The organism is Petropleomorpha daqingensis, from assembly GCF_013408985.1.
Classification (GTDB): Bacteria; Actinomycetota; Actinomycetes; order Mycobacteriales; family Geodermatophilaceae; genus Petropleomorpha; species Petropleomorpha daqingensis.
The window spans coordinates 1896582-1922889 of the sequence record NZ_JACBZT010000001.1 but is presented as its reverse complement, the minus strand read 5'-3'; the positions used below and the strand labels follow the sequence as shown (position 1 = coordinate 1922889).

The following is a 26308-nucleotide window of genomic DNA, read 5'->3' as shown; positions in this document are numbered from 1 at the left end:
GACCTTCTCCGACGAGGACTTCCGCGACTCGATCGAGCAGGACACCGGCGTGCGCCCGCACTGGCACTCCGAGGCGTTCGGCGAGCTGGAGGACGACGTCCGCGCCTCGATCGAGCGCCTGAGCTCGCCGCCGGCCCGAGAAGGCACTTCGTGCACGCCCGGACGGCGAGTCCCGCCGTGTCGCGTGCACGAAGTGCCTTCTCGGCGGTGTTCAGGCGCGCGTAACCGCGCACGTCCTCAACGGCGTCGACGACCGGTCAGCCACGCCGCCACGGCCGCGCCCACGAGCACGAGCAGGACGGCGACGACCACGATGACCAGGACCGGACCGGTGCCCCCGACGGTGTTCACGCCGGGAGAATGCCTGATCAGCGGGAGCAGGGCCCGAGAAGGCACTTCGTGCACGCCCGGACGGCGTGTCCCGCCGTGTCGCGTGCACGAAGTGCCTTCTCGGCGCTGCTCAGGCGGCGCGGGTCTCCTCGGCCAGCGCGGCCAGCGCCTTCTCGAAGCACTCCTGCGGCGGCTGCACCAGCCCGGCGCCCACCTGACCGGTGCCGGCGACCGCGCCGGCCATGCCCGTGTTGATCTGCGGCAGCCAGCCGGTGCGCGCCACCTTGAGCACGTCGATGCCCGTGGGCGAGCCGCGGAAGCCGAGGATCGGGATCGCCATCGCCGGGTTCTCGGCCAGGGTCACCTGGTACATGCGCTCGGTCGTGGCCAGCGCGTCGGGCACCGTGCCGCCGACGAACCGGACGATCGCCGGGGCGGCGGCCATCGAGAAGCCACCGACGCCGTAGGTCTCGGTGATCGCGGAGTCGCCGATGTCGGGGTTGGCGTCGTCCGGACCGTAGTCACCGAGGAACAGCCCGACCGGCGTCTGCGCGGGTCCGGTGAACCAGCGGTCGCCGGTCCCGGCGGTCTGGATGCCGAACTCGGTGCCGTTGCGGGCCATGACGGTGACCATCGTCGAGCCGGGCACGCCGCGGGCGGCGTCCATCGCGAGCTTCGCCGTCGGCATGCCGAGGTTGAGGAAGAAGTGCTCGTTGCCGCCGATGAAGCGCAGCACCGCGGAGATGGCCTTCGCCGGGGCGTCGACCTCGGCCAGCGCCGGCGCGAGCTCGCGCAGGGTGATCGCGGAGCCGGCCCGGTTGCGGTTGTGCCCCTCGTCGCCCATCTGCAGCATCTGGGCGAGAATCGCCTTGACGTCGATCGGGTCGACGCCGGCCTCCAGCGGGGTGCGCACCGCGGCGGCGAGCACCGGGCCGAGCACGTCGGCCATCCAGTGCAGCCGCTCGATCACCTCGGGCCCGTACGCGCCGTAGCGCAGCACCTTGCCCAGGCCCTCGTTGAGGTTGCAGAAGGCACGGCCGCCGCCGACCGGGTCCTGCAGGCACCACATCCACATCGACGGGCTGGTCACGCCGGCCATCGGGCCGACGGCCGAGTGGTGGTGGCAGGGGTCGAGGGCGATCTCGCCGGCGGCGAGGATGCGCTCGGCCTCCTCGGCGGTGTCGGCCCAGCCCTCGAACAGGCAGGCGCCGATCAGCGCGCCGCGCATCGGCCCGGAGGCGTCGGCCCACTCGATCGGCGGGCCGGCGTGCAGCAGCATGCGGTCGGGCAGGTCGAGCACGGCCCGCGCGGGCTGGACGTCGACCAGCTGGGAGCCGGCGGCGAGCACCCGCTCCACGGCGGTGCGGTTGGCGGCGGCGCGGCGGGCGTCGAGGGCGAGCGCGGCCAGGTCGGCCGGGTCGCCGAACGCCGGCGGGCGCCAGTCGACGTCGTGCACCTCGGCGCCCTGCGCGCGCAGCGCGTCGGAGAAGACGTCGACGCCGGCCGCCACGATCGCCGGTGGGGTGGCCAGCAGCTCCTGCAGGCTCATCGGGCGCCTCCCAGCAGGTCGAGGGCGTAGCGGGTGGCCTGCGCGTTCGAGGCGAAGACCGCGGCACCGGCGGCGGCCAGCGCGTCGGCCTGGCGGCTCCAGCCCTGCGGATCGCCCTCGGTCCCGATCAGCGCGACGACGACGGGCAGCGGTACGTGGCGGCGGGCCGCGGTCAGCGCCGGGACCAGCGAGTGCGCCGGGTCGGGGTCGGCGCCGTACCCGAGGACGACGTCGAGCAGCAGCACCGCCGGCTCGCGCCGGGCGGCCAGGTTGCTGATCGCCTCGAGCCGCAGCGTGGGGTCGATCATCGGGTGCGCGCGGCCGACGGTCAGCGCGTCGTCCCCGAAGTCGACGACGACGTGACCCGGGGCGGCCAGGTCCGTCCCGAGGTCGAGCTCCGGGCGCAGCGGGATGTTCGAGCGGATCTCGCCGAGCGCCGGCGAGGCCAGCAGCATCGCCTCGTCGGCCAGCGTGCCGCCGGAGAAGAACCCCTTGAGGACGGCGCCCGGCACGGCCTTCTCGTCCGGCCCCGGGCGCGACGGCCAGGCCGGCACCTCGCGGCCCATGTCGGCCAGCAGCCCCTCGACGGCGGCGGTGAGGTCGGGCGCGTCGGCCGAGAGCACCGCGTCGCGGACCGGCACGCTCAGCCCGTCGGCGGCCGCGCGCACGGCCTCGGCGACGGCGGGCGCCGGCGGCTTGGAGACCAGCAGCACCCGCTCGGTGGCGGGGTCGGCGTCGAGGGCGGCCAGGGCGTCGAGCGTGGCCAGCCCGCCGACCTCGGCCTTGAGGTCACGGCCGCCGACACCGAGCACGTGCGAGACGCCGACGCCGGCCGCGTCGAGCAGGCAGGACACCTGCTGCGCGCCGGTGCCGCTGGCCGCGACCAGCCCGACGGGACCGGGCCGGACGACGTTGGCGAAGCCCAGCGCGACGCCGGAGACGATCGCGGTGCCGCAGTCGGGGCCCATGACCAGCACGCCGGCGTCGTGCGCGGCGCGCTTGAGCAGCACCTCGTGCTCGACCGGGACGCCGTCGGAGAAGACCAGGACGCTGCGTCCGGCGGCGATCGCGTCGGCGGCCTCGGCGACGGCGTACTGCCCGGGCACGCTGATGATCGCCAGCGCCTCGGTGTCGACCGGCAGCTCGTCCAGGCCGGCGCCGATCGTGCGCAGCGGGATGGTCGCGGCGGTCGCGGAGGACCGCTCCCGGGCGGCCAGCGCGGCGTCGACGGCGGCGGTCGCGGCGGCCAGGGCGGCGTCGTCCGTGGCCCGGATCGCGATGAGCAACTGCTCCGGCGAGGCCTCCTCGTCGGGGGCCAGGCCCATGTTCTCGGCGATCTCGAGGTTCAGCGGCGTGGCCATCGCGACCAGGACGCCGGTGACGCCCTCGGTCGCGCCGACGTCCCGGCTGACCTGCATGAGCTTCACGGAGTCGGCGTAGACGCCGGAGCGGAGGACGACGGAGCGGACGCCGGTCGGTGGAGCTGCCACGACCACGACCGTAGTCGTAGGTTTCTCAGCGGTGAAGTATCGCCCGAACGTGCAATAACGATTTAGCACTGAGGTACTTCCGCCGGGACTGTGCGTGGTGACACAGTGACGCCGCCCGGTCCGGCAACGCCTGTTGACCGACACCGGATCGAGTCGGAATGCGTGTCGAGGAGGCACTCATGGCGTTCAGTTGGAAGCTCTACGGGGACGGCAAGACCCCGCCGATCGGTGAGGCCGTCGCGCCGGACGAACGGCTGACGTGGCCTCGCACCATCGGCATCGGTGCCCAGCACGTGGTCGCCATGTTCGGCGCGACCTTCGTCTTCCCGATCGTCATGGGCCTGAACCCGAACCTGGCGATCATGATGAGCGGGATCGCGACGATCATCTTCCTGCTCATCGTCGCCGGGAAGATCCCCAGCTACCTCGGCACCAGCGCCTCGTTCGTCGGCGGCGTCGCGGCCATCCGCGCCCAGGGCGGCGACAGCTCCGACGTCGTCGGCTCGATCCTGATCGCCGGCGCCGTCCTGGCGATCGTCGGTCTGATCATCCACTTCGCGGGCGCCGGGGTCGTGCACCGTGTCCTGCCCCCGGCCGTCACCGGCGCCGTGGTCATGCTGATCGGTTTCAACCTCGCGCCGGTCGTGGCCGGCATCTACTGGCCGCAGGACCAGTGGGTGGCGCTGCTGACCATGGCTTTCGTCATCGTCTGCTCGCTGGTGCTGCGCGGGTTCTGGGCCCGCATCTCGATCCTGCTCGGGCTGGTCTTCGGCTACCTCGTGTCGTGGATCTTCGACAAGGCGTTCGGCCAGATCCACTCGATCACCGGCAGCAGCAACGGCGAGCAGATCGACCACTTCCGCACCGACTTCAGCGGCGTGGGCAAGGCCGACTGGATCGGCTTCCCGCCCCTGACCGCGCCGCACTTCTCGTTCAACTTCGCCCTGCTCGTGCTGCCGGCCGTCATCGCCCTGATCGCGGAGAACGCCGGGCACGTCAAGGCGGTCAGCGAGATGACCAAGCGCGACCTCGACCCGATGCTGGGTCGGGCGATCCTCGCCGACGGTGTGGGCACCGTGGTCGCCAGCTCGGTCGGCGGCTCGCCGACCACCACGTACGCCGAGAACATCGGCGTCATGGCCGCCACCCGCGTGTACTCCACGGCTGCCTACTACGTGGCCGCGATCGTGGCGATCCTGCTGGGTCTGTGCCCGAAGTTCGGCGCGCTCGTCGCGGCGACCCCGGGCGGCGTCCTCGGCGGGATCACGGTGATCCTCTACGGGATGATCGGCCTGCTCGGCGCGAAGATCTGGAAGGAGAACCGGGTCGACTTCGCCAACCCGATCAACCTGGTGCCGCTGGCGGCCGGGATCATCATCGGGATCGGTGGCGTCGCCCTGGTGTTCAGCGACACCTTCTCGCTGTCGGGCATCGCGCTCGGCACGATCGTGGCGGTCGTCGGCTGGCACGTCGCCCGTGTCCTGGCCCCGGAGGAGATGCGGACCGCGCTGCGCAGCGAGGCCGGCTACTACGGCGGCACCGGTCCGGCGGTCGGCGAGTTCGGCGTCCACGAGGTCAGCGAGACCGGTGCCGACTACGAGTCGCCCGACCCGTCGTCGGTCGACCAGGTCGGCCGTCCGGGTACCCCGCACAACAACCGATAGGGCACGCTCCACCAGTGAAACCGGCACCGTTCCGCTACGCCGACCCCGGCACCCTCGACGAGGCCCTCGCGGTCCTCGCCGACGAGGGTGAGGGCGCCAAGGTGCTGGCCGGTGGTCAGTCGCTGCTGCCGCTGCTGTTGATGCGGCTGGCGGCACCGACGACCCTGGTCGACATCAACAAGGTGCCCGGTCTCGACACCGTCGAGGCCACCGGGGACGGCGTGCGGGTCGGTGCGCTCGTCCGGCACAACGCCCTGCTCCACGACGACGCCGCCGCCCGGGTCCAGCCGCTGCTGGCCCGGGCGACGGCGAACGTCGCCCACCCCGCGATCCGCAACCGCGGGACGACGGTCGGCTCCATCGCGCACGCCGACCCCTCCGGCGAGATGACCTCCGTCCTCGCCCTGACCGACGGCTCGGTCACCGTGGCCACGCCCTCCGGCGTCGAGACGATCTCGTGGTCCGACCTGTTCGTCGGCCCGCTCGAGACCTCGGTGCACGGCCCCGCCGTCGTCACCTCCGCCTTCTTCCCGGCGCTGCCGGCGCGCTCGGGCACCGCGTTCGCCGAGGTGGCCCGCCGCAAGGGCGACTACGCGGTCTGCGGCGCCGGCGTCGTCGTCACCCTGGACGCCGACCGGCGCGTGTCCGCCGTCCGCGCCTCCTACATCTCCGTCGGCCTGGTGCCCGAGGTGCACGACCTCACCGAGGCCGTCGTCGGGTCGCCGGTCGACTCCGCCGACTGGGGCAAGGCCGCCGCGCTGGCGCAGAGCCTGGTCGAGCCCGACACCGACATCCACGCCAGCGCCGACTACCGGCGCCTGCTCGTCGGGGTGCTCACCGAACGAACGCTGGCCGCAGCGGCCGCCGAGGCAGGGGGACGCGCGTGACCGTGGACGTGGAGCGGGACGTCGTCCTGACCGTGAACGGCGTGCCGCACGAGGTGACCGTGCCGGTGCGCCGGCTGCTGTCCGACGCGCTGCGCCACGACCTCGGGCTGACCGGCACGCACGTCGGCTGCGAGCACGGCGTCTGCGGCGCCTGCACGGTGCTGGTCGACGGCCGGCCGATGCGCTCCTGCCTGATGCTCGCCGTCCAGGCCGCCGGCTCCGAGATCCAGACCGTCGAGGGGCTCGCGACCGACGACGGGCAGGGCGGGCAGAAGCTGCACCCGGTGCAGGAGGCGTTCCGCGAGTGCCACGCCCTGCAGTGCGGGTTCTGCACGCCGGGCTTCCTGATGACGATCAAGGCCGGGCTCGAGGACCGCGACCGGTCGGCGGAGATCACCGAGGAGGAGGTCGACGAGATCGTCGGCGGCAACCTCTGCCGGTGCACCGGATACGCCAACATCAAGAAGGCCGTCCGGCACGCCGCCGCCACCATGCAGGACGGCGACCGATGACCACCAGGCTGTTCGGTGAGCCGGTCCGCCGCCGCGAGGACGCCCGGCTGATCACCGGCAAGGGCCGCTACCTCGACGACATCGGCTCCGGCGCGCTGGCCGCGGCCTTCGTGCGCAGCCCGCACGCGCACGCCCGGGTGATCGGCATCGACGTCGACGAGGCGCTGGACGTCGAGGGCCTGGTCGCGATCTACACCTACGAGGACCTCACCGGCCCGATGGCCGAGCCGCTGCCGGTGCTCATCCCCCATCCGCAGCTGCACGCGCCGCGCACCGGCTACCCGCTGGCCAACGGCGTGGTCAACCACGTCGGCGAGCCGGTCGCGATGGTGGTCGCCACCGACCGGTACCTCGCCGAGGACGCCGCCGAGAAGATCGTCGTCACGTACGAGGAGCTCCCGGTCGTCGTCGGGGTGGACGGCGCTCGCGAGGCGAAGGCCGTCGTCCACGAGGACGTGCCGGACAACGTCGCCGCCGTCCACCACCAGGAGACCGGCGACGTCGAGGCGGCGCTGGCCGGCTCCGTGAACACGCTGTCCTTCACCCAGTACATCGAGCGCAGCGCCTGCACGCCGATGGAGGGCAAGGGCGTGCACGCCCGGTGGGACGCTGACGACCGCTCGCTGCGGGTCTACTCCAGCACCCAGGCGGCGACGTCGGTGCGCGCGGCGATCGCGGCCAAGCTCGAGCTGTCGCTGGACAAGGTCGAGGTCATCGCGCCGGACGTCGGCGGCGGCTTCGGCGTGAAGATCGTGCACCCGTGGCCGGAGGAGCTGCTGGTGCCGATGGCCGCGATCGCGCTCGGCCAGGAGGTGAAGTGGGCGGAGGACCGCCGCGAGCACTTCATCTCCAGCGCCCACGAGCGCCAGCAGCGGCAGGAGATCACCGTCGGCTACGACGACGAGGGCCGCGTGACGGCGCTCGACGTGCACATCTGGCACGACAACGGCGCGTACACGCCCTACGGGATCATCGTGCCGATCGTCACCGCGACCCAGCTGGTCGGGCCGTACGCGATCCCGACCTACCGGGTGAAGGTCGAGAGCGTCTACACCAACACCGTCATCGTGACGCCGTACCGCGGTGCCGGGCGGCCGCAGGGCTGCTACGCGATGGAACGGACGATGGACCGCATCGCGGACGCCCTCGGGCTGGACCGGGCCGTCGTGCGCGAGCGCAACCTGATCCAGCCCGACCAGTTCCCCTACGACCACCACCTGACGTTCCAGGACGGCCGGCCGGTCATCTACGACTCGGGCGACTACCCGGGGCTGCTGTCCAAGCTGACCGCGCTGGTCGGCTGGGATTCGATGGAGGCCCGTCGGCGCGATGCCGCCGAGCGGGGGAAGTTGCTGGGCATCGGCATGGCGCTCTACGTGGAGGGGACCGGGCCCGGCCCCTACGAGGGCGGGCACGTGCAGGTCCTCGGCAGCGGCAAGGTGCTCGTGTCGACGGGGCTGACCTCGCAGGGGCAGGGCCACGAGACGGTGTTCGCCCAGATCGTCGCCACCGAGCTGGGGGTGCCGATCGAGGACGTCGAGGTGACGACGGGGGACACGCGGCGGTTCGGCTACGCCGTGGGCACGTTCGCCTCGAGGGCCGCGGTGATGAGCGGCAACGCCATCGCGCTGGCGGCCCGGGGCGTGCGGGACAAGGCCATCCGGATCGCGGCCGACGTCCTGGAGGCCAACCCGGAGGACCTGGAGATCGCCGACGGCGTCGTCCAGGTCCGCGGGACGCCGGGGGCGTCGATCCCGCTGCGCACCGTCGCCGTGCTGTCCAACCCGCTGCGGTACGCGTTCGACGAGGCCGCCAAGCAGGCGACGCAGTTCGCGACGACGTCGTCCGACGACAAGCCGCCCGTGGCCGAGGGAGATGCCCCCGGGCTGGAGCACCGCGACTACTACTCGCCGATCCGCTCGACCTTCGCCTCGGGCGCGCACGCCGCGGTGGTGGAGATCGACCCGGCGACGTGGGAGATCGACGTCGTGGACTACGCCGTCGTCCACGACTGCGGCAACATCGTGAACCCGATGATCGTCGAGGGGCAGGTGCACGGCGGCGTCGCGCAGGGCGTCGGCGGCGCGCTGTACGAGCGGATGGCCTACGACCGCGACGGGCAGCTGCAGAACGCCTCGTTCATGGACTTCCTGATGCCGTACGCCTCCGAGGTGCCCGACGTGCGGATCGACCACCAGCAGACGCCGTCCCCTCTCAACCCGCTGGGGCTGAAGGGCGCCGGCGAGGCCGGGGTCATCCCCGGGACGGCGGCGATCGCCTCGGCGATCGAGGACGCGACGGGACGGCGGATCGCCTCGATGCCGATCTCGCCGACCGAGCTGTACGACCTGATGCGCGACGAAGATGCCGAGCGGACTGCTCGGGGGACGGGAGTTCTGGCGTGAACCTCGACGGCTCTGCGGTGCTGCACGCGGACCCCGAGCGGGTCTGGTCGGTGATCACCGACCCGGCGGTGCTGGCGCGGACGATCCCGGGCTGCGAATCGCTCGAGAAGACCGGCGCGGACGAGTACAAGATGAACGTCTCGGTCGGGGTCGGCGCGATCCGCGGCACCTACGCCGGCGAGGTCCGGCTGACCAACCAGGACCGGCCGACGTCCTACGTCATGCACGCCTCGGGCGCGGGTGCGCCGGGGCAGGTGCGGGCGACGGTGACGATCACCCTGGCTCCCGATGGGGACTCCACGACGCTGACCTACTCGGCGGACGCCGTGGTCGGCGGCCCGGTGGCCGGCGTGGGGCAGCGGATGATGACCGGCGTGGCCAAGCGGATGGCCGGGCAGTTCTTCAAGGCGATCGACGCCGAGCTGACCGGCGCCGTCGTACCGATCCGGTCGGCGCCGTCGGCCCGGCCGACCGCTTCGGAGGCCGTCGCCGAGCCTTCTGCTGCCGAGGCTCCCCAGGTCTTCACCGGCCGGGCCGCTGCTGCTCCGGCCGGTGGCAGCGACGTGCAGACGTTTCTGCTGGGTGCTGGCGTCGGCGCGCTGCTCACGGTCTTCGGTGTCGCGATCGGCTGGCTCCTGGGCCGCCGGAGGTAGCGGACGCACCGGAGGCCCTCCTGTGCAGGCGGAGGGCCTCCGGCACGCCGGCCCGTCAGCCGCAGACGGACGCCGGGATGCTGGTCTCGCAGTTGTTGCCGCGGATCGAGATGCCCTTCCCGACCGGTGGGAACTGCTGGTCCAGCGGCGGCGGCCAGCCGCGCAGGATGTCGACCGGGGTGTTGCCGAGGATGTTGTTGCTCAGCACCTCCACGTTCTCGACGGGTCCGGGGTCGACGTTCTGGGGATTGTTGAACGGGGGCAGAGTCAGCAGCGCCAGGCCCGCGGCCGGGAACTGCAGCGTCGACGGGTCCACGGCCGGCACGTTGTCGTGGATCTTGTTGTCGTAGATGCTCACGTAGTCGGCGTTGACCACCGCCATGCCGGTGCCCGAGACCCGCAGGGCCGCCTGCACCTCGCCGACGCCGGCCAGGCAGAAGCGGTCGTTCGCGGTGGACTCGTTGGCCCGGACCGTCCAGTCGCCGGCCCGGACGTTGCGAGTGGCGTCGGGCACCTCGGTGGCGGCGTCGTCGAAGATCAGCATGCCGACGCAGTTCCCGGCGATGTAGTTGTGCCGGATGATGCCGGTGCGGGCCTCGCGGACGAAGACGCCGACGTTGTAGCCCTCGACGTCGTTGGTGACGACGTCGGCGTAGGCCTCGGCCGAATCGGTGATCCCGATGCCGGCGGTGCCGCTGTTGGGCTGGTCCGCGGTGCCCCGGTCGACCCCCTCCTCGATGTTGCGGATGATGCGGGTATGGGTCGAGTCGGCCGCCAGGATGCCGTAGCGGTCGTGCCCGTGGCCCTTGGTCTTGTAGACCCGGAAGCCATCGGCCCCCCACGCGGCGATCCCGCTGGCCGGGTGGTTCCAGGTCGACAGGAACGTCACCCGGACCGGTTCGTCGGGGTCGAGGAAGAAGATCCCGGAGACGTCGTCCTTGAGCGTGTTCGGGTCGCTCTCGGGGTCGACGCTGTTCTGGGCCTCCCAGCAGGGCGTCGACGCGACGTCGGGGAGGTCGGCCGGCGTCGTCCAGTCCGGCCAGACGATCTTCGTGGCGTCCCGGCCCGCACCCTCGATGGTCAGGCCCTTGTGGTCGACGCAGACGGCCTCCTGGTAGGTGCCCGCCTCGATCTTGATCGTGTCGCCGGACGCCGCCTGGTCGACGGCGGCCTGGATCGACTCACCGGGGTGGACCACCCAGGTGTGCCCGCCGCCCGCAGCGGCGACCCCCGCCGGCAGGGCAGCGAGGAGCAGAACGGCCGACGCGGTGACCGTCAGGCCTCGCGCCGCCCTCGACGTGCGCGGGGATCTCCGTGTGCTGGTGTGGTCCATCCGTCCTCCCATTGCGGCGTGCGCTCGTGGAACTGCCGACGCCCGGTCCGCCCGGCCGGTGGGAGATCTCGCAGAACCGGGGCGCCCCGCAACGATGTGGTCGGTGTGACGGAAGGGTCCGATGACACTCCAGGGAAAACCGGGATCTCATACCTGGGTCGTGCATCCCGGTGCGACCTGGGGCGCAGGACGACCGCGACCTGCGGATCAGACCTCACAGGCAGCGACGACGGCCCTCCCCCCGGTAGCCGCCCGGGGGACTGATTGACACCTCCGATCAGCCTCGACACGCTTCGGGCACCACGGGGCCCAGCGGCGAGGCATCGGAGCAGCCATGAGCGAGGCGACGCAGGTACGTCCCACCGTGCAGGTCGAGGGAGGTCGGCTGGTCGGCACGATCGACCACGGCGTGCCCGCGTTCCTGGGGATCCCCTACGCCGCCCCGCCCTTCGGGCCGAACCGGATGCAACCGCCGCAGCCGGCGGAGCCGTGGGACGGCGAGCGGGATGCCACCGCGTACGGGCCGACCGCCCCGAAGGGCGACTACCCGCCGCAGTACGCGCCGCTGTTCCCCGAGATCACGATCCCGGGCGAGGACGTGCTGAACCTGAACGTCTGGACGCCGGATCCGCAGGCCACCGGGCTCCCCGTCCTGGTCTGGATCCACGGCGGGTCGTTCATGAACGGCTCCGGTTCCGTGGCCGCGTACCGGGGCAGCTCGTTCGCCCGCGACGGGGTCGTCTGCGTGACGATCAACTACCGGCTGGGCGCCGAGGGCTTCCTCTACCTCGGGGACGGCGTCGCCAACGTCGGGCTGCTCGACCAGATCGCCGCCCTGCAGTGGGTGCAGCGCAACATCGCCGCGTTCGGCGGCGATCCGGACCGCGTCACGGTCGCCGGGGAGTCCGCCGGCTCCATGAGCATCACGACCCTGCTGGCGATGCCCGGCGCCCGGGGGCTGTTCCGGCAGGCCGTCCTGGAGAGCGGCGCGGCGGCGCACACGCTGGCACCGGACGTCGCGCTCACCGTCTCCCGGTTCTTCGCGGAGGCGCTGGGCGTGGAACCGACCCGGGAGGCCATCACGGCTCTGCCCGTGGACCAGGTGGTCGCAGCGGCGTCGGCGCTGGTCGAGGAGGTGCAGACGGCGCCCGACCCCGCCAAGTGGGGCAGCCTCGCGCTGAGCCTGCTGCCGTTCGCCCCGGTGGTCGACGGCGACACGCTCCCGGAGCACCCGCTGGACGCGCTCGCCGGGGGTGCGAGCTCCGACGTGGCGCTGCTGGTGGGCTCGAACAACGACGAGGCGCGGCTGTTCGTCGTCCCGAACGGGGCCATCGACTTCATCGACGAGGCCGTCCTGACCGCCGCCGCCACGGGGTACGGCGCGTCCGACGAGGCGGTGGCGACCTACCGGGCCAACCGTGCCGACGCCGGCCACGGCGACGTGATGGCCGCCGTCGTCTCCGACTGGTTCTTCCGGATCCCCGCGATCCGCGTCGCCGAGGCGCACGCCGGCCCGACGTGGATGTACCGGTTCGACTACTGGTCGCCGAGCTTCGAGGGTCGCCTCGGCGCCTGCCACGCGACCGAGGTCCCCTTCGTCTTCGACACGCTGGACGACGTCACGGCGCACCCGCTGATCGGCACGTCTCCGCCCCAGGCCGTGGCCGACACCGCCCATGCCGCGTGGGTCCGGTTCGTCGCGGACGGCGACCCCGGCTGGCCGCAGTACGACACGGGCGCACGGACGACGGCGCTGATCGACGAGCAGCTCACCGTCGTCGACGACCCGGACGGCGCCGAGCGGGAGGTCTGGACCGGACGACGGTGATCGTTGTGCGCGGAGTCGCCCTTCGATCCCCTCCGAACGGCGACTCCGCGCACAGTTGCGTCACCTGCCGTCGTCCCTGAGCCGTTCCCGCAGTCCGGCGGCCATACCTGCGATCGTCAGCAGGTCGAGCAAGCCGCCGCCGATCTCGGCGAGCCATCGATGGCGGACGGGCGCGAGCCGTAGGCGCAGGTGGACGCGCGTGCACCCGCCGGCTTCGGCAGCGAGGCTGATCGACCAGGACACGTCCGTGCGTCCGCGCCGCGAGCGGTAGACCAGCGACCGGGGCGGCTCGATCGCGGTCACCGCGAACGTCTCGTGCGGTCCGCCGTAGTCGGGGATCACGTCGCCGACCGCCAGGTCCTGCCACCGCGGGTCCACGGAGCGGCTTGCCCGCCGACGAGGCGGGACGAGCCGCTCCACGCTGCGCGGGAGGTACCAGCCGGCTCGTCCCTTGCCCAGCTGCGCCAACCAGGGCCACACCTCCGCCGGTGGCGCCGGAACGGTGAACGCGCGGTCCATCACCACGTCCGCCGACGGGACGACGTCGTCGCCAGGACGGTCAACGGCGCGCTCGACGGCGGTGGCCCGCACCAGGTCGACCACAGCGCCTCCTGACTCCCGGCCGGGACAGCGGACGGCTCATCCTGCACGGGACCGACTGTGAGCGTTGGGCGCGGAGTTCGGATCAGCCGGCGCGCAGCGCCGGGTAGTCGGTGTAGCCCTCGGCGCCGGGGGCGTAGAAGAGCGCCGCGTTCGGCTCGTTCTCCGGGTGCTCGCCCTGCCAGCGCTCGACCAGGTCGGGGTTGGCGATGACGGCGCGGCCGACGGCGACGGCGTCGGCGTGCGCGGCCTCGATCAGCGCCACCGCCTCGGCGCGCGTGGTGACCGTGCCGAAGCCGCTGTTGGCGATCAGCGGGCCGCCGAAGCGCTGCCGCAGTTCCTGCACCAGCTCACCGGCGGGCTCCCTGTGCAGCACCGACAGGTACGCCAGGTCCAGCGGCCGCAGCGCGTCGACCAGGGCCCCGTAGGTCGCGCGGACGTCGTCCCGGTCGGTCTCCAGCGCGTCCTGGATGTTGTGCTCGGGCGAGATCCGCAGGCCCACGCGACCGGCGCCGATCTCCGCGGCCACCGCCGTGACGACCTCGATCACGAAGCGCGCCCGGTTCTCCGGCGAACCGCCGTAGAGGTCGTCGCGCTGGTTGGACGCCGGCGAGAGGAACTCGTGCAGCAGGTAGCCGTTGGCGCCGTGGATCTCCACGCCGTCCAGCCCGGCCTCGACCGCGCGCCGCGAGGCGGCGACGACGTCCTGCAGCGTCGCCCGCGCCTCGTCGACGGACAGCGCGTGCGGCACCGGGTAGGGCTGCTTGCCCTTCGGCGTGTGCGTCTGGCCGTCGATCGCCAGCGCAGAAGGAGCGACGACGCGTCGTCCGCCGTTGGTGTCGGGATGGGTGACCCGGCCGCCTTGCATCACCTGCATCACGATGCGGCCGCCGCGGGCGTGCACGGCGTCGGCGACGCGGCGCCAGCCGGCCACCTGCTCGTCGGTGACGATGCCGGGCTGGCCGACGAAGGCCTGCGACTCGTGGTTGGGGTAGGTCCCCTCGGTGATGACGAGCCCGACGCCCGCGCGCTGCCGGTAGTGCTCGACGAGCAGGTCGTTCGGGACGCCGGAGGCGCCGGCCCGCATCCGGGTCAGCGGCGCCATCACGACGCGGTTGGCGAGCTCGAGGTCGCCGATGGTCACGGGCGAGAACAGATCCATGTCCGAGGCAAGGGTGCGCGAGCCGACCAGATTCCGGAACGCGACCGACTGCGGTGCGCATCACGGCGCGCTCTCGGCGCCGCCCGGGAGACCTGACGCAGCGCCAGGGAGGATGGACACGTGGATGTGGAGTCGACGCTGCTGTTCGTGCTCGCTGCGGTGGCGGTGGTCGTCGTCCTGCGCTGGGTGGCCGAGAAGACGGGGCTGCCCGCGGCCGCCCTGATGACGGTCGCCGGGATCGCCTACGCGCTGCTGCCCGGCCCGAACGTCGTCCTCGACCCGCACATCATCCTGACGCTGGTCATCCCGCCGCTGCTCTACAGCGCGGCCCTGGACTCGTCGCTGCTCGCGATCCGCCAGCACCTGCGCACGGTCATCAGCCTCTCGGTGCTGCTCGTCCTCGCCACCGCGCTGCTCATCGGGGTGGGCTTCCAGCTGTGGGTGACGGGCGCGACGCTGGCCGCCGGCATCGCGCTCGGGGCCGCCGTCGCCCCACCCGACCCGGTGGCCGCCCTCTCCGTCGGGCGCCGCGTCGGCCTGCCGCCGCGCGTGCTCACGCTGATCGAGGGCGAGGGCCTGCTCAACGACGCGACGGCGCTGACCGTGCTGACCGTCGCCGTCTCGGCGGCCACCGGGCACGGCTACTCGACGCCGTGGGCGCTGGGGCGGTTCGTGCTCTCCGCCGTCGGCGGGGTCGTCGTCGGCCTAGCCGTGGCCTACGCCGTGCGGTTCGTCCGGCGGCTGCGGCGCGACACGATGACGCTCAACGCCGTCTCGCTGGCCACCCCGTTCCTCGCCTACCTCATCGGCGAGGAGCTCCACGTCTCCGGTGTCCTGGCCGTCGTCATCGCCGGCCTGCTCATCGGGCACGACAGCTCCCGCAGCGTCTCCGGCGACTACCGGATGCAGGTCGGCGCCGTCTGGCGGCTGGTCGACTTCCTGCTCGAGGGGCTGGTCTTCCTGCTCATCGGCCAGCAGCTGCCGCGGGTCGTGGAGGGGCTGCACCAGTACGAGACCTCGACGATCGTCATCGCGTCGGCGATCACCGTCGGCGTCGTCCTGGTCCTGCGCCCGCTCTGGCTGGTGCTGACCCAGCTGCTGCCCCGCTCGCTGCACATGCGGCTCGGCGGTGGGGACGACGTCGAGCAGGCCACGGACGACGACCCCGCCGAGGAGCGCGCGGCGCACGTCGACCAGCGGCTGACCGGTAAGGAGCTCACCGCGCTCAGCTGGGCCGGCACCCGCGGCGTCATCACCCTGGCCGCGATCTTCACGCTCCCGCGGGTCACCGAGAGCGGCGAGCCGTTCCCCGACCGCAACCTGCTCCTGTTCTGCGCCTTCCTCGTGGTCCTGGTGACCCTGGTCGGCCAGGGCATCACCTTCGGGCCGCTCGTCCGCGCGCTGGGGCTGCGCGCCAACGCCGCGGATCAGGCCCGGATCCGCAACCAGGCCCGCTCCGCCGCGGTGCAGTCCGGTCTCGACCGGCTCTCCGAGATGGAGCTGGAGGACCACGACGACGTCGACGACAAGGCGATCGCGGCGCTGCGCGCCCAGCTGGAGGCGCGCCTGGCGCGGTACCGGCAGCGGCTGGACGTCCTGGAGAACGCCGAGATCGACATCCCCTACAACCCGCAGTACGAGGCGGCGGTGCGCGTGCACCGGGCGGTCATCGACGCCGAGCGGGACACGCTGCTGCGCTGGCGGGACGTCGGCCGGCTGCCCGACTCGGCCCTCCGGGTGCTGGAACGCGAGCTGGACCACCAGGAGGGCCTGCTGCCCACCCGGCCCAACAGCTGAACACGGGGCCGGGGCCCCCTCGACTCGCGTCGAGGGGGCCTCGGTCAGCGGGGATCAGTGAGCTCCGCAGTCGATCTTGACGTTGCCGGCGCCCAGGCCCACGAGCTGGTACCCGCAGGTGTTGCCCTGGAAGAGGATGCCGCTACCGATGGGCGGGATCGGGATCGGTGGGTTGTTGGGGTTGGTGGGGTCGGCGAGCACCGTCCCCGGCGGGAAGCCGACCTCGATGTCCAGCGGGGCGCGGAAGGCCGGCTGCGGTCCCGGACCGTCCGGGTCGACGGCGGTGGTGTTGCCGGTGACCTTGTTGCTCACCACGGCGACCTTCTCGACCGGGATGGCCGCGTTGGGGGTGGTGGTGTTGAAGGCCGGCAGCGAGAGCAGCAGGATCCCGGCGGCCGGGAAGTCCAGCAGCTGGACCGGGTCGGCCGGACCGTTGTTGATCACCGTGTTGTACTTGAGCAGCACCGTGTCCATGTTGACCACCGCGATGCCGGTCCCGGAGACCTTCAGCCGCGCGGCCACCTGGCCGATGCCGGCCAGGCAGAACCGGTGGTTGTCGTGCACGTTGTTGCTCAGCACCGCGAAGTTGCCGGCGTTGATCGTCGAGGCCTGGTTCGGCGGCACCTCGGTGTTGGTGTCGTCGAACAGGTTGATGCCGACGCAGCTGTTGGTGATGTCGTTGCCGACCACCGCGCCGGTCCGCGACTCACGGATGAAGACGCCGATGTTCCAGCCGTTCGTGCGGTTCCCCTGGACCAGGGCGTTGGCGTTCGCCGAGTCGGAGACCGAGACGCCCGCCGTGCCGCTGTTGCCGCTCGTGTTCGACGAGGGGACCCGGGTCACGGCGGTCTCGACGTTGTACTTGATCACGATGTTGCTCGAGTTGCTCGCCAGGATGCCGTACCGGTCGTGGCCCTTGCCCTTGGTCTGGTAGACGACCACGCCCTTCTTGCCACCCTCGACGACGATGCCGTTGGCGGTGTGGTTGAGCGTCGACAGGCCGGTCACGGTGACCGGACCGTTCGGGTTGAGGAAGAACAGACCGGACACGTCGTCGGCCAGCTGGTGCTGGAGGGTGCCCTGTTTGACGCTCTCCGGGTCGTGGGAGGCCCACTCCGACCAGCAGGCGTTGCCGCCGGCCGGCGCGTCGACCTGGTCGCCGGGGGTGACGCTGCCGTTGGCGTTGACGACGTCGGGTTTGGTCCAGTCCGGCCACGAGATGAGGGTCTTGTCCGCCCCCGCCCCGACGATGGTCAGGCCCTTGCCGTTGACGCAGACGGCCTGGTTCTTGTACTCGCCGGCGACGAGGCGGATCACGTCACCGCTGCTCGCCCGGTTGACGGCGTCCTGGATCGACTGGTTGGGGTAGACGGTCCAGGTCCGGCCGGTGGCCGACGCGACGCCGGCCGGCAGCATGGTGAGCAGCAGGAGGAACGCGGAGAGGAGGGTCAGCCGCCGTGCCGTCCTGGCACGGGACCTCGACCGCCTCGTGGGGGAATCGGTCATGGTGGCCTCGATTCGATGGGTCGATGCACCGTGCGATCGCGGACGCCTGCGAGGCGGAGGGGATCCGCCTATGGACGGCCTGTCAGTGCGGTGAGAACCATGGCCGTCGGGGCAGTGCGGCGTCGAGCGACCGTGAGTAGGGAAAATCGGTCCGACCCGGGTATGGCGGGCCCCATCCCAGGTGTGGTCGCTCCTCCCCGGGGCAGGGTGGATGCGCGCAGCGGCGGGACCGCAGGCCCACGACCCCCTCCGGTGGGTCTCATACTTTCGGCCCGATCGGCCGGTACGGGATCCCCGGACCGTCGACACCGCCCCCGATCGGGGCCACAGTGCGCCGCATGCAGCAACAAACGGGCACCGCTCCCCACGCGGTGACGTCCGGCCGGCGCGTCGCCGGACCGGCGGTGGTCATGGCCGGGTTGACCAAGCGCTACGGCAAGCGGACCGTCGTGGACCGGCTCTCCCTCGAGGTGCGCCGCGGAGAGGTGTTCGGCGTCCTCGGCCCGAACGGCGCCGGGAAGACGACGACGCTGCGGATGCTGCTGGGGCTGGTCCGCCCGACCGCCGGCACGGCGTCCGTCCTCGGGATGCCGGCCGGGTCCCCGGGCGTGGCCGTCGGTGCGCTGGTGGAGGGGCCGGGCTTCTACCCGTACCTGTCCGGGCGGGACAACCTGCGGGTGCTCGCCGGGCACACGGGGGCGTCGGCCGCCCGGATCGCCGCCGTCCTCTCGATCACCGACCTCGAGGACCGCGCCGACGACCGCTATCGCACGTACTCGCTCGGCATGAAGCAGCGGCTGGGTGTCGCCGCCGCGCTGCTCACCGACCCGGAGGTCGTGGTGCTCGACGAGCCGACCAACGGGCTCGACCCCGCCGGCATCACCGACATGCGGGCGCTGCTGCGCCGGCTGGCCACCGACGGCCGGACCGTCGTGCTGTCCAGCCACCTGCTCGGCGAGGTGGAGCAGTCGTGCGACCGGGTCGCGATCATCGCGGAGGGCCGGCTGGTCGTCGAGAGCACCGTCGAGGAGCTGCGGGGCCTCGGCCGGCTGGAGATCCAGGCCGCGCCGCTCGGCGAGGCCGCCCTGGTCGCCGCCGGTCTGGTGGGGGCCGACCGGGTCTCGATCGTCGGGGACGTCCTGCACGTGCAGGCCCCGTCGAGCGCTGCCGCGGAGATCAACCGCGCGCTGGTCCACGCGGACGTGGAGGTCACGGGCCTGCGGCAGAGCGCGCGCACCCTCGAGGAGGTCTTCCTCGAGATGACCGGCGACGACGCGGGAGGCCCCCGGTGACCGACGTGCTGCCCCGACCGTCCGGAGGGCTCCGCCGCGTCGTGGCGGTCGAGCTGCTCGTGCTGGCCCGGCGGCCGGCGACCTGGGTGCTGCTGGGCCTGTGGCCCACCCTCCAGATCGTCTTCGCGCTGGTGATCCCCTACACCGCCTACCGGCGCGGCTCGTCGTTCGACGGGCTACCGGCGTCGGCGGTGCTCGGGGAGACGCTGCCGTCGCGGCTGGTCGAGAACACCATCTCCGGCTTGCCGCTCTTCGGCGGGGCGCTGCTGATGACCCTCGGCGCCCTGCTCACCGGCAGTGAGTACGGCTGGGGGACGCTCAAGACCGTCCTCGCCCAGAACCCGCGCCGGCTGCGTCTGCTCGCCGGGCAGCTGCTGGCGCTGGAGATCGTGCTCGCCGGCACCGTCGCGGTCGCCTTCCTGCTGACCGCCGGCGCCAGCGGGCTCATCGCCCACGCCGAGGACGCGCCGGCGGACTGGCCGTCGGCCGGCGCGCTCGCCCTCGGCGTCGGCGGGGGCCTGCTCATCGCCAGCACGTGGGGCGTGCTGGGGATGCTGCTGGGCACGCTGCTGCGCAGCACCGCCCTGCCGATCGCCCTGGGGCTGGTCTTCGTGCTGGCGATCGAGAACCTGATCATCAACGTCGCGGCGCCGCTGCTCAGCTTCTTCGACTCCGCGCAGGCCGTCCTGCCCGGCGCCAACGCCGGCTCGCTCGTCGCCGCGCTCGCCGCGGCCGGCACCACCGTGCACACCCCGGGGGTGGCCGCCATCGTGAGCGGTCCTCAGGCCGCGGCCGTGCTCGGGCTCTTCCTCGTCGCGGCCACGGCCCTGATGGGGCTGCTCCTCACCCGCCGCGACGTCGTCTGAGCCCGCTCGGCGGTCGTCCGAGCCCCGCTCGGCGGCGGCTCAGGCGACCGACGACGGCTCCCGCGCCACGAGGATGGCCAGCTGCGTACGGGTGCGCACCCCGAGCCGGCGCATCGACATCGTGAGGTGGCTCTTGACGGTCGCCAGGCTCAGGAACAACCGGGTCGCGATCTCGTCGTTGGACAGCCCCTGCGAGACCAGCTGGGCGACCTCGCGCTGCCGATCGGTGAGCAGGTCCAGCGCACCTCTCGGGGACGCGGCGCGGCCCGCGGGACCCGTGAGGTAGCGCACCAGCTCCCGCGTCGCCCCCGGGTCGAGCGCGACCTCGTGCCGGGCGAGGGCACGCACCGCCTCCACCAGGCGCTGCGCGCCCGACCGGCGCGGCAGATAGCCCTTCACCCCGGCCTGCAGCACCTCGACGAGCTCGGCCTCGGCCTGCTCCCCGCTCTCGGCGAGCACCAGGACGGCCGTTCTGCGCCGGCACAGGTCGCGCAGCACCGGCAGGCTCTCCCCGCCCACCAGCCCCTGCCGGACGACGAGGACCTCGGGGTCGACCTCCTCCACGCCGTCCAGGGCCGCACGCAGGTGCATGGTCTCGTCGATGACGGCCATGTCCGGCTGCGCCTCCAGCACGACCCGGAGGCCGAGGCGGAAGACCTCCTGGTCCTCGCACAGCGCGATGCGCACGAGGCGGGCCGGCGGCCGGGTCGCGGAGGGGCGCAGCGCCGTCCCGGCCAGGCGGGGCAGGGGCACGGCGGCCGCGTCGCCCCATCGGCGGACACGGTCCTGGAAGTCCCCCGTTGACGTGTGCTGTGTGCTCATCGCGATCTCGATCCGGTTCGAGCGGCAGGGACAGAGCCGACGCAACCGCAGTCTGCGGTGTTCCGATACGAGAGAGTGCCAGTAGGACCATCCACACGATAACGACATCGACAGCTGCTGAACTGATCACGGACAGCGCGGCCACAGGGATCACCGCGGTGGTCCGACGCGTCGCGACGCGGCACCACGACGCGTCCTGGCTCAACTACTCAGCGAGTCCTCCTCCGTTCCCTCCATGTGCCGCAGGGTGCGGTGCACGTGGATGGCCAACTGGGTCCGGTCCCGCAGCCCGAGCCGGCGCAGGGCGACCGTGATGTGGCCCTTGACCGTCGCCCGGGACAACTGCAACCGCTCGGCGATCTCGGCGTTGGTCAACCCCTCGGCGACCAGGCGTGAGACCGCCTGCTGCCGCTCGGTGAGCGGCAGTTCATCGGTTGCCCCTTGAGCCGTCGTGCCGTCGAGGCGGTGCAGCAGCTCGCCGGTGACCGCCGCGTCCAGCACGGTCTCTCCCTGCGCCACCGCCCGCACGCCCTCGACCAACCGCTCGGGTGACGCCGTCGTCTGCACGTAGCCCTGAGCGCCGGCGCGCAGTGCGTCGAGCAGGTCGCTGCCGGCCCCGGCCTCGCCGAGCAGGACCACCCTCGTCCCGATCTCGCTCAGCGCCCGCACCAGGTCCTCGACGACCTCACCGCGCCGGAGGCCGAGCATCGTCACGTCGGGGCGCTGCGTCCGGGCGAGCTCCAGGGCCGTGTCGCCGTCCCCCGCCTCGGCGACCAGGAGGAGGTCGGGCTCCCGGCCGAGGACCGTGCGCAGACCGTGCCGCAGCACCTCGTGCTCGTCGCAGATGAGCACCCGCACGCGTGGTTCGAGCCCGGCCGATCCCGTCCGCTCCGCTCCGATGCTCATCGGCGTTCACTCTCCGGTCTGCTCCCGGACGCAGCACCCTCGAGGGGTGCGGCTCGGACCTCGGAAGCTAAGCGAACCCTGTGTGCGGCCGCCAGATCCGACGACACGCGGCCGGATGATCGCGTCGGGTTCATACCCGAGTAGGGGTGGCGGTCGCCCGCAGAGGGGGACCACCCGGCGGGGGTAGGGGGGGCACGCCCCCTCCGCAGCGGGTCTTCCGACTCTGGGGGTGGTGGGGGGTCGCACCCCACGGCGGGTCCTCCGACCACGTCCTCGCGCCTCCGGGTGCGACCGGGAACCCGACGCGCGGCCGATTCCCCAGCGTAGGGCTCGCTCCTAGCGTTCTCACCTCGACCGGCGCGTCGTGCCGGTGCGGACGCTGGAGGCCCATGTGGACCAGACCGTGATCATCGCGAGGATGGCCCCGGCCGACGAGCACGAGGTCGCGGCGATCTTCGGGAGCTACGACCAGACGTCGATGCCCCACGAGATCGGCGTGCGCTCCCGGTCGCTGTTTCGGTTCCACGAGCTGTACGTGCACCTGATCGAGTTCGACCGGCCCGGGCCCGAGGCGATGAAGATCGCCCAGTCGCTGCCGGACTTCCGGCGCATCAGCGAGGAGCTGCGGCCCTACATCACCGCGTACGACCCCAACTGGCAGTCCCCGCGGGACGCGATGGCGCAGCGGTTCTACCACTGGACGGCCGCGCCGGAGGGAGTCGCGCGACCGCAGGCCGGGGGGCGGCGATGACCCGCACGATGACGCGGGCGGTGCACAACGGCGCCGTCGCCTCGTCCGCCCCGGCGGGCTGGGTGAGCTGCCCGGGCTGCGGCTGGCTGCTCTACCGCAAGCGGCTCGAGCGCAACCTCTCCGTCTGCCCGGAGTGCGACCACCACCTGCAGCTCGGCGCGCGGGCCCGGATCGAGCTGCTGGTCGACCCGGGGAGCTTCAGCGAGACCACCTTCGCGCCGGCCCCCCGGGACCCGTTGGACTTCACCGATCTGCGCCGCTATCCCGAGCGCCTCCGCGAGGCCGCGCAGCGCTCCGGCGAGAGCGAGGCGGTGGTCGTGGGCACGGCGCGCATCGGCGGCGCCGACGTGGTCCTCGCCGTCATGGACTTCGGCTTCCTCGGCGGCAGCATGGGTCTCGAGGTGGGCGGCCGGGTCAGCGGCGCGGCCGGGCTCGCGCTGGACCTCGGGCTCCCGCTCGTCACCGTGTGCGCCAGCGGTGGCGCCCGGATGCAGGAGGGCGTGTTCTCGCTGTTCCAGATGGCGCGGGTCAGCGAGTCGTTCGCCCGGCTCCGCGAGGCGGGGCTGCTCACCGTGTGCGTGCTCACCGACCCCACGTACGGCGGGGTGTCGGCGTCCTTCGCCACGCTGGGCTCGATCCTGGTCGGCGAGCGCGGTGCGCACGTCGGGTTCGCCGGGCCGCGGGTCGTCCAGGAGACGATCCGCACGACGCTGCCCGCCGGATTCCAGACGGCGGAGTTCCTCCTCGGCCACGGGCTGGTGGACCGCGTGGAGACGCGCGCGGAGATCCGGCCGCTGCTGGCCCGCCTGATCGCGCTGCACGCTCCCCGCCCGGACGTCGAGCCGCCGCCCACGGTCCGGCGGCCGGTGCCCCCGACACGGCTGGACCCGTGGGAGGTCGTGCGGATGGCGCGCATGACCGAGCGCCCGACCGCCGTGGACTACCTGCGCACGGTCTTCGACGACTTCGTCGAGCTGCACGGCGACCGGGCCTTCGCCGACGACCCGGCGCTCGTCGGTGGGGTGGCCTCGATCGGCGGGCGCTCCGTCGTGGTGCTCGGGCAGGAGAAGGGCCACACCGTCGGCGAGCGGGTGGCCCGCAACTTCGGGATGCCGCACCCGGAGGGCTATCGCAAGGCGATGCGGCTGCTCGGTCACGCCGAGACCTACGGCCTGCCGGTGATCACCCTCGTCGACACACCCGGCGCCCACCCCGGGCCGGAAGCCGAGGAGCGCGGCCAGTCCCACGCGATCGCGGAGATCATCATGCGCAGCAGCCGGCTGCGCGTGCCGGTCATCGCGGTCGTCACCGGCGAGGGCGGCAGCGGCGGCGCGCTGGCCCTGTGCACGTCCGATCGGCTGCTCGTGCTGGAGAACGCCTACCTCTCGGTGATCAGCCCGGAGGGGTGCGCAGCGATCCTGTGGCGCACGGCCACGGCCGCCCCGGCCGCCGCGCGCGCCATGCGGCTGGGCGCCACCCACCTGCAGGCGACCGGCATCGCGACCGCCGTCGTCCCCGAGCCGCCGGGCGGCGCGCACACCGACCCCGCTGCCGCGGCGGACGCGCTGCGCGAGGCCCTGCTGGCCGACCTCGCCGAGCTGTCCGCTCTCGACGTCGACGCCCTGCTGGAGGCCCGCGCTCGTCGGCTGGCCCGGATCGGCGGCGACGGCGCCCTGTTCCACGCGTCGGGCCCGACCTCGCTGCAGAGGAGCTGACCGTGCAACCGACCGAGCTCCCCCCGCGCAGCGCCCGCCCCTCGGCGTCCGACAACGGGCAACAGCTCCACGACGAGGTCGTGGAGCTGGCGCGGGCGCTGCCGGGAACGCTGCGCCGGCTCACGGTGCGAGACGGCGACCGGGCCGTGGAGGTGGAGTGGGCACCGGGGACCGACACCGGCGTCCCGTCGACCGTCGGCCCGGCGCCGGTGCCGACGGCGAGCGCGGCGGAGGGACGAGAGGACACGACGGCCGTGCGGGCCCCGCTGGTGGGGACGTTCTACTCCGCGGCCTCGCCCGGGGCGGATCCCTTCGTGAGCCCGGGCACCGACGTCGAGGCCGGGCAGCCCCTCGGGATCGTCGAGGCGATGAAGCTCCTCAACCCGATCGTGGCCGACACGGCCGGCACGGTCGTCGAGGTCCTCGTCGAGAACGGCGAGTCCGTGGAGTACGACCAGGTCCTCATGCTGCTGCGGCCGCGGGAGATGACCCCGTGATCAGCCGGCTGCTCATCGCCAATCGCGGCGAAATCGCCGTCCGGGTCGCGCGGGCCTGCCGGGAGCTGGGCATCGAGGTCGTGGCCGTGTACTCGACCTGCGACCGGAACTCGGCCCTGCTCGACCTGGCCGACGAGTCGGTGCACATCGGGGCGCCGGCCCCCCGGTCCAGCTACCTGCACGTGCCCAACATCATCGAGGCGGCACTGCGCACCGGCGCCGACGCCGTCCACCCCGGGTACGGGTTCCTCTCCGAGGACCCCGACTTCGCCGAGATCTGCGAGACCGAGGGGCTGACCTTCGTCGGGCCGCCGGCCGAGGTCATGCACGTCATGGGCAACAAGGCGACCGCGCGCCGGCTCATGGCCGAGGCCGGGCTGCCGCTGCTGCCCGGTGTCGTCGAGCCGGTGCCGACCGTGAGCGAGGCGCGGACCGTCGCCGACTCGATCGGCTATCCGCTGATCATCAAGGCGGCGGCCGGAGGCGGCGGCCGGGGCATGACCGTGGTCCGCGCCCCCTCGGAGCTGGCGGAGGCGTTCACCAGCACCCGTGCCACCGCGCGCGCGATCTTCGGCGACGCGACGGTCTACATGGAACGCTTCCTCCCCTCCGCGCGGCACGTCGAGGTGCAGATCCTCTGCGACGCGCACGGTCAGGGCATCTACCTGGGCGAGCGGGACTGCTCGCTGCAACGGCGGCACCAGAAGCTGCTCGAGGAGGGCCCCGCCGCCCACCTGCTCCCGGCCCAGCGGGCGGGGCTCGGCGCCCTGGCCGTGCACGGCGCGCTGTCGGTGGGCTACACGGGCGTGGGAACCATGGAGTTCCTCGTCGACGCGTCCGGACGCGCCTACTTCATGGAGATGAACGCGCGCATCCAGGTGGAGCACCCCGTGACCGAGCTGCTCACGGGCATCGACCTGGTCCGGGAGCAGATCCTCGCCGCCGGAGGGCGCCGGCTGTCGATCCGGCAGGACGACGTCGTCCCTCGCGGGGCGGCCATCGAGTGCCGGATCAACGCCGAGGACCCCACGCGCGGCTTCGCCCCCGCACCGGGCCGGCTGGACGTGCTGCACGTGCCCGACGGTCCCTGGACGCGGTTCGACACCGGTTACCGGCAGGGCGACACGGTCAGCCCGCACTACGACTCGCTGCTGGGCAAGCTCGTCGTCTGGGCCCCCGACCGCGACCAGGCGATCCGCCGGATGGACCGCGCCCTGGCGGAGCTGCGGGTCGAGGGCCCCGGCGTGCGCACCACCGTGGCCCTGCACCGCGCGCTGCTGCGCCACCCCGACGTGCTGGCCGACCGGCACGACATCCAGTTCCTGGACCGCGCCCTGCCCGAGCTGGTCGCCCGGGCCGGGGCGCTGCTCGACGAACCCGTGCCCGAGCTGCCCGCCATCGGTCGCGGCGTGCTGCAACTGGTCCCGCTCCCGGCCGACGAGCGGCCGGACCCCACCCGCAGGCACCCAGGAGGGAACCCCGCCATGCCCGACCCCACGTTCACCCTGTCCGACCTGATGGCCGTGCTCACCGAGAAGGCGGGTCTGCCGCCGTCGGCACACACCACGGACCCCGACGCCCGGTTCGCCGACATCGGGCTGGACTCCCTGGCGTTCCTGTCGATGCAGACCGAGCTGCACGACCGCTACGGCGTCGAGATGCCCGACGACAGCCCCGACCGGTACACGTTCGGCGAGATCGTCGCCACCGTGTCCGGCTCCGCCCCGGCGGGGATGGCCTGAC

21 protein-coding genes are annotated in these 26308 nt (G+C 72.9%); 13 read left to right on the top strand and 8 right to left on the bottom strand.

Annotated features, from left to right (window positions below):
* Positions 1 to 460: 460 nt before the first annotated feature.
* Positions 461 to 1879 carry a YlbE family protein gene (locus tag GGQ55_RS09500; protein ID WP_179716236.1) on the bottom strand — a complete coding sequence of 473 codons (1419 nt, stop codon included), beginning with the start codon at positions 1877 to 1879 and terminating at the stop codon, positions 461 to 463.
* Positions 1876 to 3369: an AllF/FdrA family protein gene (locus tag GGQ55_RS09495; RefSeq protein WP_366489026.1), complete on the bottom strand. Its 1494-nt coding sequence runs from the start codon at positions 3367 to 3369 to the stop codon at positions 1876 to 1878. Before GGQ55_RS09495 ends, GGQ55_RS09500 begins: the two co-directional genes overlap by 4 nt.
* A gap of 179 nt (positions 3370 to 3548) precedes the next feature.
* On the opposite strand from GGQ55_RS09495, the gene GGQ55_RS09490 reads away from it, so the two are divergent.
* The 5 genes from GGQ55_RS09490 to GGQ55_RS09470 are packed head-to-tail and all read left to right on the top strand — an operon-like array spanning position 3549 to position 9490.
* Positions 3549 to 5033, top strand: coding sequence for a uracil-xanthine permease family protein (locus GGQ55_RS09490; RefSeq protein ID WP_179716235.1), 1485 nt, complete (start codon positions 3549 to 3551; stop codon positions 5031 to 5033).
* Between the two features lie 14 nt (positions 5034 to 5047).
* A complete protein-coding gene (locus tag GGQ55_RS28295) occupies positions 5048 to 5920 on the top strand; it encodes an FAD binding domain-containing protein (RefSeq protein ID WP_179716234.1) in 873 nt (290 codons plus the stop codon).
* Positions 5917 to 6432 (top strand): (2Fe-2S)-binding protein, encoded by a 516-nt coding sequence (locus tag GGQ55_RS09480; RefSeq protein ID WP_179716233.1) that lies wholly within the window; start codon positions 5917 to 5919, stop codon positions 6430 to 6432. Before GGQ55_RS28295 ends, GGQ55_RS09480 begins: the two co-directional genes overlap by 4 nt.
* Positions 6429 to 8837, top strand: coding sequence for an aerobic carbon-monoxide dehydrogenase large subunit (gene cutA, locus GGQ55_RS09475; protein ID WP_179716232.1), 2409 nt, complete (start codon positions 6429 to 6431; stop codon positions 8835 to 8837). Before GGQ55_RS09480 ends, cutA begins: the two co-directional genes overlap by 4 nt.
* Entirely contained in the window at positions 8834 to 9490 is a 657-nt protein-coding gene (locus tag GGQ55_RS09470; RefSeq protein WP_179716231.1) for an SRPBCC family protein, read from the top strand. The genes cutA and GGQ55_RS09470 overlap by 4 nt, the downstream gene beginning before the upstream one ends.
* Before the next feature lie 55 nt (positions 9491 to 9545).
* Here the strand turns inward: GGQ55_RS09470 and GGQ55_RS09465 are convergent, their stop codons facing one another.
* Positions 9546 to 10688 (bottom strand): right-handed parallel beta-helix repeat-containing protein, encoded by a 1143-nt coding sequence (locus GGQ55_RS09465; RefSeq protein ID WP_179716230.1) that lies wholly within the window; start codon positions 10686 to 10688, stop codon positions 9546 to 9548.
* A gap of 469 nt (positions 10689 to 11157) precedes the next feature.
* On the opposite strand from GGQ55_RS09465, the gene GGQ55_RS09460 reads away from it, so the two are divergent.
* Positions 11158 to 12651, top strand: a complete 1494-nt coding sequence (locus GGQ55_RS09460; protein WP_179716229.1) for a carboxylesterase/lipase family protein — start codon at positions 11158 to 11160, stop codon at positions 12649 to 12651.
* Positions 12652 to 12711: 60 nt separating this feature from the next.
* On the opposite strand, the gene GGQ55_RS09455 is transcribed toward GGQ55_RS09460, so the two are convergent.
* Both GGQ55_RS09455 and GGQ55_RS09450 read right to left on the bottom strand, forming a co-directional pair.
* Positions 12712 to 13254, bottom strand: a complete 543-nt coding sequence (locus GGQ55_RS09455; RefSeq protein WP_218859224.1) for an SRPBCC family protein — start codon at positions 13252 to 13254, stop codon at positions 12712 to 12714.
* An 82-nt stretch (positions 13255 to 13336) separates the two neighbouring features.
* The gene (locus GGQ55_RS09450; protein ID WP_179716228.1) at positions 13337 to 14413 is read right to left on the bottom strand and encodes an alkene reductase; all 1077 of its coding nucleotides are present in this window, start codon (positions 14411 to 14413) and stop codon (positions 13337 to 13339) included.
* Between the two features lie 120 nt (positions 14414 to 14533).
* On the opposite strand from GGQ55_RS09450, the gene GGQ55_RS09445 reads away from it, so the two are divergent.
* Positions 14534 to 16210: a Na+/H+ antiporter gene (locus tag GGQ55_RS09445; RefSeq protein WP_179716227.1), complete on the top strand. Its 1677-nt coding sequence runs from the start codon at positions 14534 to 14536 to the stop codon at positions 16208 to 16210.
* Positions 16211 to 16264: 54 nt separating this feature from the next.
* Here GGQ55_RS09445 and GGQ55_RS09440 read toward each other — a convergent pair whose 3' ends face one another.
* Positions 16265 to 17716, bottom strand: a complete 1452-nt coding sequence (locus tag GGQ55_RS09440) for a right-handed parallel beta-helix repeat-containing protein (protein WP_179716226.1) — start codon at positions 17714 to 17716, stop codon at positions 16265 to 16267.
* Between the two features lie 338 nt (positions 17717 to 18054).
* Between GGQ55_RS09440 and GGQ55_RS09435 the strand changes: the two genes are divergently transcribed.
* Together GGQ55_RS09435 and GGQ55_RS09430 are read left to right on the top strand one after the other, a co-directional pair.
* Positions 18055 to 19008: an ABC transporter ATP-binding protein gene (locus GGQ55_RS09435; protein WP_179716225.1), complete on the top strand. Its 954-nt coding sequence runs from the start codon at positions 18055 to 18057 to the stop codon at positions 19006 to 19008.
* Positions 19005 to 19874 (top strand): ABC transporter permease, encoded by an 870-nt coding sequence (locus GGQ55_RS09430; RefSeq protein WP_246323791.1) that lies wholly within the window; start codon positions 19005 to 19007, stop codon positions 19872 to 19874. Before GGQ55_RS09435 ends, GGQ55_RS09430 begins: the two co-directional genes overlap by 4 nt.
* Positions 19875 to 19913: 39 nt before the next feature.
* On the opposite strand, the gene GGQ55_RS09425 is transcribed toward GGQ55_RS09430, so the two are convergent.
* Both GGQ55_RS09425 and GGQ55_RS09420 read right to left on the bottom strand, forming a co-directional pair.
* Entirely contained in the window at positions 19914 to 20627 is a 714-nt protein-coding gene (locus tag GGQ55_RS09425) for a LuxR C-terminal-related transcriptional regulator (RefSeq protein ID WP_366489025.1), read from the bottom strand.
* Positions 20628 to 20897: 270 nt separating this feature from the next.
* Positions 20898 to 21602 (bottom strand): LuxR C-terminal-related transcriptional regulator, encoded by a 705-nt coding sequence (locus GGQ55_RS09420; RefSeq protein WP_179716223.1) that lies wholly within the window; start codon positions 21600 to 21602, stop codon positions 20898 to 20900.
* Positions 21603 to 22005: 403 nt separating this feature from the next.
* Here GGQ55_RS09420 and GGQ55_RS09415 point away from each other — a divergent pair, with 403 nt between their 5' ends.
* From GGQ55_RS09415 to GGQ55_RS09400, 4 genes are read left to right on the top strand one after another with little or no spacing between them, the layout of a single operon-like run.
* Positions 22006 to 22353 carry a TcmI family type II polyketide cyclase gene (locus GGQ55_RS09415; protein WP_366489024.1) on the top strand — a complete coding sequence of 116 codons (348 nt, stop codon included), beginning with the start codon at positions 22006 to 22008 and terminating at the stop codon, positions 22351 to 22353.
* Entirely contained in the window at positions 22350 to 24068 is a 1719-nt protein-coding gene (locus GGQ55_RS09410; RefSeq protein WP_246323790.1) for an acetyl-CoA carboxylase carboxyltransferase subunit alpha, read from the top strand. The genes GGQ55_RS09415 and GGQ55_RS09410 overlap by 4 nt, the downstream gene beginning before the upstream one ends.
* A 2-nt stretch (positions 24069 to 24070) precedes the next feature.
* Positions 24071 to 24565 carry an acetyl-CoA carboxylase biotin carboxyl carrier protein gene (gene accB / locus GGQ55_RS09405; protein WP_179716221.1) on the top strand — a complete coding sequence of 165 codons (495 nt, stop codon included), beginning with the start codon at positions 24071 to 24073 and terminating at the stop codon, positions 24563 to 24565.
* Positions 24562 to 26307 (top strand): acetyl-CoA carboxylase biotin carboxylase subunit, encoded by a 1746-nt coding sequence (locus GGQ55_RS09400; protein ID WP_179716220.1) that lies wholly within the window; start codon positions 24562 to 24564, stop codon positions 26305 to 26307. Before accB ends, GGQ55_RS09400 begins: the two co-directional genes overlap by 4 nt.
* Position 26308 lies beyond the last annotated feature (1 nt).